Below are 10,813 nucleotides of genomic sequence, written 5' to 3'. Positions count from 1 at the left end.
CCCCCCCCCCCCCCCCCCCCCCCCCTCCCCCCGGCCGCGGCCGGCCTCCGCGATCCACCGGTGCCTGGAGTTCGGCCGTGTGCTCTTCCGACCCCGCCCCCCGGCCCCACGCCGGCCGCGCCCGGTCGACGGGGCGGGGCCGTGATCCCGTTCGCGGGGCGGCCGTGATCCGGTCCCCGCATCTGGGCTCTGCCTCCGGGGGTGTCCCGCTCACGTGTCCCTAGGCACGGCCCGCGACGCGCGGGTCACGCCCGGAGCCGGTGCGGTGCCCCGCACCACGCACGCGACCTTGGCCCCGCAGGCGGCACAGGAAACGCGTCCTGTCAGCCACGCGGGGGCCGTGGCTCTTCGGCGGCGCGGGGTCGTGATCTCGCCGGCCGCACGGTGCACGGCCCACCGACGGTCAGGGGCCCTGGTCCCACCCGGGGCACAGGGAAGGGGTCCCGACGTCCACGCGCGGCCCTGGCCCCGTCCGCCAGACGGGGCACGGCCCGCCCCCAGGCCGAGGTCCTGACCGCAACGCGAGGCCGTGACCCCGCCCGGGGCCCTGGCCCTGACCGCAGCGCAAGGCGGTGGCCTCACAGGCCGTGGCCTCACCCCGGAGGGCCCGCGCGCTCGGCCGCCACGCGCGGCACGGGGCCGTGCCACGGCCGCGGCGCCAAGCCGCAACCCCGCCTGGGGAGCGGGGCCGCGCGGCCCCGCTCCCCAACCACCTCACTCCCCCACCCTCACCCCATCACCCCACCACCTGGACCCCTCATGTTCCGTACGTCGCTCCGCAACGTCCTCGCCCATAAAGCCCGCCTCCTCATGACCGTGCTCGCCGTCCTGCTCGGCGTCGCGTTCGTGTCGGGCACGCTCGTCTTCACCGACACGCTCGGCAAGGCCTACGCCGACCAGTCGGCCAAGGACTACAAGGGCGTCGCCGTCGCCGTGTCCACCGAGGACCAGCACCGGCTCACCGCCCACGACCTCGACACGATCCGGGACGCCCCGGGTGTCGCCACCGTCACCGGCCGGGTGAGCGGGTTCGCCGGGGTCGCGGGACCCGACGGCAAGCTCATCGGGACCGGCTGGTCCAACAAGGGCGGCAACTTCGCGCCCGGCACCCACGGGCGCGATCCGTCCTACGCCTTCCGCCACGGTCAGGGTCACGGCCCGCGCGACGCGCAGCACATCGCGCTCGACGCGCACTCCGCCGCCGCCGGCGGTTACCACGTGGGCGACCGCGTGCGCGTCGCCACCGACGGGCCCGTACGCACGTACACGCTCTCCGGCGTCTTCACCACGCACGACGGCGCCGTCCAGGCGGGCGGCAGCCTCGTCCTGTTCGACACGGCCCAGGCCCAGCACCTCTACCTGCCCGGCGGCCACGCGGGCCGGTTCATGGACGCCACCGTCACCGCGTCGCCCGGCGCGTCCGATGCCGCCGTGCTCGCCGCCGTCAAGCCGCTGCTGCCGCACGGCGCCACCGCCGACACCGGCTCCGCGCTCGCCGACCAGGACGCGAGGAGCGCGGCCCAGAGCCTGTCCAGCCTCAACAAGATCCTGCTGGCGTTCGCCGGCATCGCCCTGTTCGTGGGCGTCTTCCTGATCTCCAACACGTTCACCATGCTGGTCGCCCAGCGCTCCCGGGAGCTGGCGCTGCTGCGCGCCATCGGCGCGTCGCGGCGGCAGGTGCGCAGGTCGGTCATCGTCGAGGCGGCGCTCGTCGGGCTCGCCGCCTCCGTCGCCGGCTTCGTGCTGGGCATCGGGCTCGCCGTCGGGCTGCGTTCCGTGATGGGCTCGTTCGGTGCGCGCGTGCCCGCGGGCCCGCTCGTCGTCGGGGGCGACGCGGTGGCCGCGGCGCTCGGCGTGGGTGTGCTCGTGACGCTCCTCGCCGCCTGGCTGCCGTCGCGCCGCGCCGCGAAGATCCCGCCGGTCGCGGCCATGAGCAGCGCGCACGCGCCCGCCGGCACGCGCTCCCTGGTCGTGCGCAACTGCATCGGCGCGGCCCTGACCGCCGTCGGCGCCGTGGGCATCGCGGGCGGCGCGTCCGTCGGCAAGGACAACGGCCGCATGCTGATCGCGGGCGGCGCCTTCCTGCTGCTCATCGGCGTCATCGTGCTGATCCCGCTGCTGTCGCGGCCCGCCGTGGCCCTGGTGCGGCCGCTGCTGCGCGCGGTGTTCGGCACTCCGGGCAACCTGGCGAGCCGCAACGCCGTGCGCAACCCCCGCAGGACCGGCGCCACGGCCTCCGCGCTCGCCATCGGCCTCACCCTCGTCACGGGCCTCACCGTGCTCGGCGTGACGCTCGGCAGCGCCGTCGACCGGATGACGACGGACAGCGTGCGCGGCGACTACATGGTCTCCATGGCCTCGGGCTCCACGCTCGCACCGTCCGTCGCGTCCGAACTCGCCAAGGTGCCGGGCGTCACGGCCGTCTCCCCGCAGCAGGCCGTCGATCTGCGGGTGGGCGGCCACTACCACTCGGCTTCGGCCGTCACGCCGGGCGCCGTCGAGCGCGTTCTCACGATGGACACCGTCGACGGCTCGCTGCGCACCCTCGCCAAGGGCGAGATCGCGGTCGCGCGGAAGACCGCCGCGTCCAACGGCTGGCACGTCGGCGACCGGCTGCGGGTCACCTACGACGACGACCGCGAGGGGACGCTCACGATCGGCGCCACGTACGAGGACAACCAGTTCCTGTCGCCGCTCGTCGTGTCCACAGCGGTCGTCGCCCCGCACGAGAAGGAGCCGTACATCCCCCAGGTGTGGGTCAAGACGGCGGGCGGCGCGAGCGCCGCGCACGAGAAGGCGCTGGTGCACGCGCTCGGCGACAGCCCCGCCTTCACGTTCCAGGACCGGCAGGACATCAGGCAGAGCTACGGCGGCTTCGTGAACACCGCGCTCGCGCTGCTGTACGCACTGCTGGCGATGGCGCTGATCATCGCGGTGCTCGGGGTCGTCAACACGCTCGCGATGTCCGTGTTCGAGCGGCGGCGCGAGATCGGCATGCTGCGGGCGATCGGCCTCGACCGCGCCAAGGTCAAACGGATGATCCGCGTCGAGGCGGTCGTGATCTCGATGTTCGGCGCGGTGCTCGGCGTCGTGCTCGGCACGTTCCTCGCCTGGGCGATCGGCCAGACCATCAAGGGCGAGCTGCCGGGGTACGAGCTGGTGCTGCCGTGGGGGCGGATCGCGCTGTTCCTGGTGCTCTCGGGGCTCGTGGGCGTGCTGGCGTCGCTGTGGCCGGCGCGCAGCGCGGCCAGGCTCGACGTGCTCGGCGCGGTCAAGACGGAGTAGCCCGGCGGGAGGCCGGGGCTTCCCCGCCGAGGCCGCGTGCGGCGCGCCGGCCCGGCGAAGTACCGGTCCACGGCGACGGCGGCGGGCCCGGAGAGACCGATCTCTCCGGGCCCGCCGCCGTGCGCGTCAGCGCCAGTTGAGCTCGCGCAGAGCCGTCACCGGACGGCCGCCCTCGGGGGGCTTGACCGCGAGGATCTGGTTCACGCCGATCTTGTTGTGCTCGAAGGAGAGCGCCGACGCGGCCATGTAGAGCCGCCACACACGGGCGCGGCCGGGCGAGGTGGCGCGTACCGCGTCCCGCCAGTGCGCCTCCAGGTTGGCCACCCAGCGCCGCAACGTCAGCGCGTAGTGCTCGCGCAGCGCCTGCACGTCCCGCGCCTCGAACCCGGCCTCCTCCAGCGTGGCGAGCGTCTTGCCGACCGGGGCGAGCTCACCGTCGGGGAAGACGTAGGAGTCGATGAAGGCGTCGATCTCGTACGCCTCGTCGTTCACCATCGGGCGCCGCCCGATCTGGTGGTTCAGCAGCCGGCCGCCGGGCTTGAGCAGGGCGTAGAGGTCGTCCGCGTACTCGCGGTAGCGCACCATGCCGACGTGCTCCGCCATGCCGATGGACGAGATCGCGTCGTACGGTCCGTCCTTGACGTCCCGGTAGTCCTGGACGCGGATGTCGATCCGGTCGGTGAGCCCCTCCTCCGCGATGCGCTTGCGCGCGAACACCGCCTGCTCGCGCGAGAGCGTGACGCCGGTGACGCGTGCGCCGTACTCGCGGGCCGCGTGCAGCGCCATGCTGCCCCAGCCGCAGCCGACGTCGAGGAGCCGCTCGCCCTCCTTCAGTTCGAGCTTGCGGCAGACGAGGTCGAGCTTGGCGCGCTGGGCGTCCTCCAGGGTGAAGCCGGGGGCGTCGTCCCAGTAGGCGCACGAGTAGACCATCGAGGGGCCGAGCACCATCTCGTAGAAGTCGTTGCCGACGTCGTAGTGGTGGCTGATGGCCTGCTTGTCGCGGCGCTTGGTGTGGCGGCTGCCGTGCCGGCCGCGGATCTCCTCGGCGGGCGGCGGGGGCGGCGGCCACGCGCCGGCGATCCGTACGAGCGACTTCGCCGCCGAGCGCAGCCTCGGGTCGAGCGCCGGGTGCTTCGCGGCGGCCTCGGCCTCCTCGCCGCGGTCCCAGATGAACTGGGCGAGCCGGTCGAGCACCGTGTAGAGGTCGCCCTCGACGTCGATCTCGCCGGCGACCCACGCCCGTACGAGACCCAGCTCGCCCGGCTTCCACAGGAAGCGGCGCAGGGCCCGCCGGTGGCGGATCACCAGGGTCGGCCCCTCGGCGGGGCCGGCTGTGCTGCCGTCCCAGGCGCGGATGCGCACCGGGGGCGGCGCCCCGATCAGCTCCTCGGTCAGAGCGGACAGCCGCGACGCGGCGTCGGCCATGGCGCACACCTCCGTGTTCGTATCCCAGTCTTTCCCACACCACGTAAACACCGTCGACGTGCCACTGCGATACCAGCGGAACGCAATGGGACGGCAAAATACCTGGCATCACCACGTACCTTGCCGTGCGGGGTCCGTCCCACCTGCGGCGGGGGTGCGGAGGCCGGGCGGGGCGCGGCGCTCCATGTCCGCCGCACGCGCGGCGCCCTGTTGGCCCGTCAGGGCGACGCGGGCGGCGCGGGCGCCGGGGCGTACGCGGCGCGCACGCCCTGACGGACATCCGGTACGCGGACATGGAGAAGGCCGCCCGCACCACGGATGGCGAGCGGCCTTCTCGGTCTTGGGGTTGTTCCGGCGCGTCCTTGAGCCGGGCTGTGGCGACCTCGCGCCCCGGGCTGTTCCCGCCCGGACGGGGTCAGCTGGCCTTGGCCTTCTCGGGTTCCGCGGGGGCCGCCACGGCGGCGGGCTTCGGGGCCGGCTTCGCGGCCTCGTAGAACTCCTCGCGCGGCGTCTCCATGGCGCCCAGGGACACGACCTCGCGCTTGAGGAACATGCCCAGGGTCCAGTCGGCGATGACCCGGATCTTGCGGTTGAACGTCGGCATGGCCATGCCGTGGTAGCCACGGTGCATGTACCAGGCGAGGCGGCCGCGCAGCTTGATCTTCGTCTTGCCGAAGACGATCATCGCGACGCCCTTGTGCAGGCCGAGGCCCGCCACCGCGCCCTTGTTGGCGTGGCTGTACTCCTTCTGCGGGAAGCCCCGCATGCCGGAGATCACGTTGTCGCCGAGGACCTTGGCCTGACGCAGCGCGTGCTGGGCGTTCGGCGGGCACCAGGCGTTCTCGTTGCCGGCGCGGCGGCCGACCATGTCCGGCACCTGGGCGTTGTCGCCCGCGGCCCAGACGTAGTCGGTGCCCTGCACCTGGAGCGTCGCGGAGGAGTCCACGTGGCCGCGGGGGCCGAGCGGGAGGCCGTAGCGCGCGAGCACCGGGTTGGGCTTGACGCCCGCGGTCCACACGATGGTGCTGGCGTCGACCTCGAGGCCGTTGTTGAGCTGGACGTGCCCGTCGACGCAGGAGTCCATGCCGGTCTTGAGGTAGACCTCGACACCGCGCGACTCGAGGTGCTCCTTGCCCCAGGTGCCCAGCTTCGGGCCGACCTCGGGGAGGATCTTGTCGGCGACGTCGACGAGGACGAAACGCATGTCCTCGCGCTTGACGTTGGTGTAGTACTTGGCCGCGTCGCGTGCCATGTCCTCCACCTCGCCGACGGTCTCGGCGCCGGCGAAGCCGCCGCCGACGAAGACGAAGGTGAGCGCCTTGCGGCGGATCTCCTCGTCGGTCGTGGAGTCGGCCTTGTCGAGCTGCTCGAGGACGTGGTTGCGCAGGCCGATGGCCTCCTCGACGCCCTTCATGCCGATGCCCTGCTCGGCGAGGCCGGGGATCGGGAAGGTGCGCGACACGGCGCCGAGCGCGATCACCAGGTAGTCGAAGGGCAGCTCGTACGCCTCGCCGACGAGCGGCGCGACGGTGGCGACCTTGCGGTCCTGGTCGATGGTCGTGACGCGGCCTGTGAGTACCTCGGCCTTGGGCAGCACGCGCCGCAGCGGGACGACGACGTGCCGAGGCGAGATGTTCCCGGCCGCGGCTTCGGGAAGGAAGGGCTGGTACGTCATGTACGAGCGCGGGTCCACGACCGTGACGGTCGCTTCCCCGTAGCGCATCTTCTTCAGAATGCGACGAGCTGCGTACAAGCCAACGTACCCACCGCCTACAACGAGGATCCTGGGACGCTCCGTGGTGCTCATGGCATCGAGTATCCACCCGCCCCGAGGGGGGTACTCGTGAGCCCCTTCACAAGAACTTACCCACTATGTGTTACCCTGCGCGGCACCTCACCCGACGCATGCGGGGCCCCGCATGCGTACCGGACGGTACGCGGGGCGGCCTCACCGGCGCTGAGCTGCCGGTCCGCGCTCGCGGACGGCGGGCGGCGGCGCACCGCCGTTTCCCGCCCCGGCGCACAATAACCGCTCGTTCGTGGAAGGCCCCGCTCGGGGGAGATCCTTTCCACCCCGTCGGCCCACCCGCCGGGCGCGTCGGCCCGGAATTCCTTGTGAAGAACTTCACGAACTTTCCGGACCGGCCCGCATCCGGACGTTCCCGGCACGCCGCACGAGCCACGCCGCGAGCCCTTTTCGGCCGGCGGGCGGGGCCCGGGCCGGGGCCCGGGCCGGGGGGTGCTCGGCGGGCTTCGCCCGCGCCGGGCCTCAGCCGGCCGCGCTGTGGGCGATGCCGTCCAGGATGTCGTGTTCGCTGACGACGACCTCCGCCGCCTCCGTCCGCTCCATGATCGTCTGGAGGATCAGCGCACCCACCCCGATCACGTCCACCCGCCCCGGGTGGATGACCGCGTGCGCCGCACGCTCCTCGTGCGTCGAGGTCAGGAGCATGGACGTGATGTCCTTGACGCGCTCGAACGTCACCCGCGAGCGGTGGACCGCCGCCGAGTCGTACTCCGCCAGGCCGAGCGCGATCGCGCCCACCGTCGTCACGGAGCCCGCGAGGCCGACGAGCGTCGACGTCCGCCGCAGCGGGACCGTCTTCTCCGCCTCGTCGAGCGCACGCTCGATGTCCGCGCGCACGGCTGCGATCTGATCAGGCGTCGGCGGGTCGGTCAGCTCACCGTCGTGCAGGAGGTGGCGCTCCGTCAGGCGGACGCAGCCGATGTCCACCGACCTCGCCGCCTTCACCCGGTCGTCGCCGAGCACGAACTCGGTCGAGCCGCCGCCGATGTCGACCACCAGGGCCGTCTCGTGCGTCGCGAGCTCCCGCGTCGCGCCGGTGAAGGAGAGCGCCGCCTCCTCGTCGCCGGTGATGACCTCGGGGCGCACCCCGAGGATGTCCACGACCCCGCGCACGAAGTCGTCGCGGTTGGAGGCGTCGCGCGAGGCGGAGGTCGCCACGAAGCGGGTGGCCGGCACGTCGTGACGGGCGATCACCTCCGCGTACTCGCGGCACGCCTCGAACGTGCGCTCCAGCGCCTCGGGGGCGAGCCGGCCCGTGCGGTCCACGCCCTGGCCGAGCCGGACGATCCTCATCCGGCGGTCCAGGTCGCGCAGCGTGCCCGTCGCCGTGTCGACGTCCGCCACCAGCAGCCTGATGGAGTTGGTGCCGCAGTCGATCGCCGCCACCCTGCTCATGCGTCCGCCCCCGTTCCCGTCATCTTTCCCGTGTCGGTGAGTGTCTGCACGCACGGCCCCTTGAGCCACCACTGCGGCAGCATCGCGATCGCCTCGTCCCCCAGCGGGTTGACGCCGGGGCCCGCCGCCAGCGAGTGCGCCACCAGCACGTGCAGGCACTTCACCCGGTCCGGCATGCCGCCTGCGCTCGGGAACCCGGCCAGCACCTCGATCGCGTCGCGACGCGCGAGGTAGTCCTCGTGCGCCGCCCGGTAGGCGGCGGCGAGTTCGGGGTCGGTGGCGAGGCGCTCGGTCATCTCCCTCATCACGCCGTTCGCCTCCAGCGTGCCGATCGCCGAGGCCGCGCGCGGGCAGGTCAGGTAGTACGTGGTGGGGAACGGCGTGCCGTCGGGCAGGCGCGGCGCGGTCTCGACCACGTCGGGCAGGCCGCAGGGGCAGCGGTGCGCGATCGCGCGCAGGCCGCGCGCGGGCCGGCCCAGTTGGGCGGCGAAGGCCGCGGTGTCTTCTGCCGTCGGCGGCTCGGTGCGTTCTGTCTGCGGAGGAGGGGTTTCCATGACTGCCTGGTGCGCTGCCTTGCTGCTCGTAGCTGTTCGTGGTCCGGGGCCGTCGCCGCCCGGTCAGTGCTTGGCGGTCCCGGCGCGTGCGGCGGCCGCGTCCGCGTGGTCCACGTCGTCCCACATGTTCGCGTACCAGGGCCTGTTCGCGACGCCGACCGCCTGCTGCTCGTGCTGGACGGCCGTCGGGGCGTTCATCGTGAACCCCTTCTCGCCCGGCATGACGTAGTGCAGGCGCTCGCGCGCGAGCCGCTCGATGTACGCGTCCGTCTGCAGCCTGGCCTTCTCGTCGCGCAACTTCTCGACCTGCTGCTTGGCGTCGTGCGCCGTCCTGCGCTGGTCGGCGATGTCGCCCCGCTGCGAGACGTACTGGCGCATCGGGTAGGCGAGCGCGACGACCAGCGTGCACAGCACGAGCGCGAGGAACGCCGCGCGTCCCGTCATCCGCGAGCGGTGCGCCTGCCTGCGGTTCTGCGAGCGGTAGACGCGGGCGGCCGTCTGCTCGCCGAGCACGCGCAGCCGCGTCGCCGTGGAGAAGCGGTCGTCCCGGTTCCCGGTCCGTGCCATCGCCACACTCCCCTGTCACCTGCGTACGTACGTGCGCGTCCCCGGACACGGTACGGGACCGCGGCCGGGGACGGCGTGACACGGACCGGCGTCAGCTCTCCGTGCCGCGGAAACGCGGGAACGCGCTGCGGCCCGCGTACACCGCGGCGTCGTCGAGGATCTCCTCGATGCGCAGCAGCTGGTTGTACTTGGCGACACGGTCCGAGCGGGCCGGGGCGCCGGTCTTGATCTGGCCGCAGTTCACCGCGACGGCCAGGTCGGCGATGGTGACGTCCTCGGTCTCGCCCGAGCGGTGGGACATCATGCACTTGAAGCCGTTGCGCTGGGCCAGCTCGACCGCGTCGAGCGTCTCCGTCAGCGAGCCGATCTGGTTGACCTTCACCAGCAGCGCGTTGGCCGCGCCCTCGTCGATGCCGCGCGAGAGCCGCTCGGGGTTGGTGACGAAGAGGTCGTCGCCGACGATCTGCACCTTGGCGCCGAGCTGGTCGGTGATGGTCTTCCAGCCCGCCCAGTCCTCCTCGTGCAGCGGGTCCTCGACGGAGACCAGCGGGTAGGCGTCGACGAGCTCCGCGTAGTACGCCGTCATCTCCTCGGCGGAGCGCGTCTTGCCCTCGAACTCGTAGCTGCCGTCCTTGTAGAACTCGGAGGCGGCGACGTCCAGGGCGAGCGCGATGTCGCGGCCCGGCACGTAGCCGGCCTCGTTCACGGCTTCCAGGATCAGGTCGAGCGCGGCGCGGTTGGACTCCAGGTTCGGCGCGAAGCCGCCCTCGTCGCCGAGGCCGGTCGACAGGCCCTTCTTCTGGAGGACCTTCTTCAGCGTGTGGTACACCTCGGCGCCCCAGCGCAGCGCCTCGGAGAAGGACTCCGCGCCGATCGGCGCGATCATGAACTCCTGGATGTCGACATTCGAGTCGGCGTGGGCGCCGCCGTTGAGGATGTTCATCATCGGCACCGGCAGCAGGTGCGCGTTCGGGCCGCCGAGGTAGCGGAAGAGCGGCAGGTCGGACGCCTCGGACGCGGCGTGCGCCACGGCGAGGGAGACGCCGAGGATGGCGTTCGCGCCGAGCGAGGACTTGTCGGGGGTGGCGTCCAGGTCGAACATCGCCTGGTCGATCAGGCGCTGCTCGGTGGCGTCGTAGCCGACGAGCTCGGGGCCGATCTGCTCGATCACGGCGAGCACGGCCTTCTCCACGCCCTTGCCCTGGTAGCGGTTCTGGTCACCGTCCCGCAGCTCGAGCGCCTCGAAGGCGCCGGTGGAGGCGCCGGAGGGGACGGCGGCACGGCCTGTGCTGCCGTCGTCGAGGCCGACCTCGACCTCGACGGTGGGGTTGCCTCGTGAATCGAGGATTTCCCGGGCTACGACGACGTCGATCGACGGCACGAGCATCTCCTTCTCGTATGTGACACGTGGAGCGCGGCGCTGCGCCTGTGGTCCTTGCGGCAAGAGCCTATCCGGCGCGGGCGCCGGGACGGGCCCCCGGGCAGTCGCCGTGCCACGAGTCCGGGCCGCTGACGCCCGGACGGGGGCCTGTGGGGGCCTGTGGGGGTCTGTCGGCGCCGTGGGCCCGTTCACCACGGAGCCCCGGCCCGTCGCACCGGGGGGAGTGCGAGGACCGGGGCGGTTCCGGGGTGAGCGGCCGTGCGGGGCGGCGTGGTGCGCCGCGCGGTGCCGCCTTCGCTGTGCGGTCCCGACAAGGGGCACGTCCCGCGGGGCGGGCCGGTGCCGTGTCCTCGCGTGGCGCCGCGGGCCGGTGGGAGGCGGCCGGGCCCCGCCCTGCGG

At 73.0% G+C, this 10,813-nt stretch carries 7 protein-coding genes; 1 reads left to right on the top strand and 6 read right to left on the bottom strand.

The window, feature by feature from the left end:
• Nucleotides 1-759 precede the first annotated feature (759 nt).
• On the top strand, nt 760-3,285 hold the full coding sequence (locus tag JFN87_RS28895; RefSeq protein WP_209344757.1) for an ABC transporter permease: 2,526 nt from the start codon (nt 760-762) through the stop codon (nt 3,283-3,285).
• 126 nt (nt 3,286-3,411) lie between these two features.
• On the opposite strand, the gene JFN87_RS28890 is transcribed toward JFN87_RS28895, so the two are convergent.
• The 6 genes from JFN87_RS28890 to eno form a co-directional block, all read right to left on the bottom strand.
• Complete coding sequence (locus tag JFN87_RS28890) at nt 3,412-4,710, bottom strand: class I SAM-dependent methyltransferase (protein ID WP_209344755.1); 1,299 nt, start codon at nt 4,708-4,710, stop codon at nt 3,412-3,414.
• Between the two features lie 415 nt (nt 4,711-5,125).
• Nucleotides 5,126-6,517: an NAD(P)/FAD-dependent oxidoreductase gene (locus JFN87_RS28885; RefSeq protein WP_209344753.1), complete on the bottom strand. Its 1,392-nt coding sequence runs from the start codon at nt 6,515-6,517 to the stop codon at nt 5,126-5,128.
• Between the two features lie 462 nt (nt 6,518-6,979).
• Nucleotides 6,980-7,912 carry a Ppx/GppA phosphatase family protein gene (locus tag JFN87_RS28880; RefSeq protein ID WP_209344751.1) on the bottom strand — a complete coding sequence of 311 codons (933 nt, stop codon included), beginning with the start codon at nt 7,910-7,912 and terminating at the stop codon, nt 6,980-6,982.
• Nucleotides 7,909-8,466 carry a DUF501 domain-containing protein gene (locus JFN87_RS28875; RefSeq protein ID WP_209344748.1) on the bottom strand — a complete coding sequence of 186 codons (558 nt, stop codon included), beginning with the start codon at nt 8,464-8,466 and terminating at the stop codon, nt 7,909-7,911. Before JFN87_RS28875 ends, JFN87_RS28880 begins: the two co-directional genes overlap by 4 nt.
• Before the next feature lie 63 nt (nt 8,467-8,529).
• The gene (locus JFN87_RS28870) at nt 8,530-9,033 is read right to left on the bottom strand and encodes an FtsB family cell division protein (protein WP_209344745.1); all 504 of its coding nucleotides are present in this window, start codon (nt 9,031-9,033) and stop codon (nt 8,530-8,532) included.
• Nucleotides 9,034-9,124: 91 nt separating this feature from the next.
• Complete coding sequence (gene eno / locus JFN87_RS28865) at nt 9,125-10,420, bottom strand: phosphopyruvate hydratase (RefSeq protein ID WP_209344743.1); 1,296 nt, start codon at nt 10,418-10,420, stop codon at nt 9,125-9,127.
• Between the last annotated feature and the right edge of the window lie 393 nt (nt 10,421-10,813).

The organism is Streptomyces montanisoli, from assembly GCF_017813245.1.
GTDB lineage: Bacteria > Actinomycetota > Actinomycetes > Streptomycetales > Streptomycetaceae > Streptomyces > Streptomyces montanisoli.
The sequence above is the reverse complement of the archived record's forward strand: the minus strand, read 5'-3'. Positions and strand labels throughout refer to the sequence as shown.

What these genes read in the sequence shown, in the direction of transcription:
- JFN87_RS28895 (WP_209344757.1), top strand. Translation starts at nt 760, where the DNA reads ATGTTCCGTACGTCGCTCCGCAACGTCCTCGCCCATAAAGCCCGCCTC.
- JFN87_RS28890 (WP_209344755.1), bottom strand. Translation starts at nt 4,710, where the DNA reads ATGGCCGACGCCGCGTCGCGGCTGTCCGCTCTGACCGAGGAGCTGATC.
- JFN87_RS28885 (WP_209344753.1), bottom strand. Translation starts at nt 6,517, where the DNA reads ATGAGCACCACGGAGCGTCCCAGGATCCTCGTTGTAGGCGGTGGGTAC.
- JFN87_RS28880 (WP_209344751.1), bottom strand. Translation starts at nt 7,912, where the DNA reads ATGAGCAGGGTGGCGGCGATCGACTGCGGCACCAACTCCATCAGGCTG.
- JFN87_RS28875 (WP_209344748.1), bottom strand. Translation starts at nt 8,466, where the DNA reads ATGGAAACCCCTCCTCCGCAGACAGAACGCACCGAGCCGCCGACGGCA.
- JFN87_RS28870 (WP_209344745.1), bottom strand. Translation starts at nt 9,033, where the DNA reads ATGGCACGGACCGGGAACCGGGACGACCGCTTCTCCACGGCGACGCGG.
- eno (WP_209344743.1), bottom strand. Translation starts at nt 10,420, where the DNA reads ATGCTCGTGCCGTCGATCGACGTCGTCGTAGCCCGGGAAATCCTCGAT.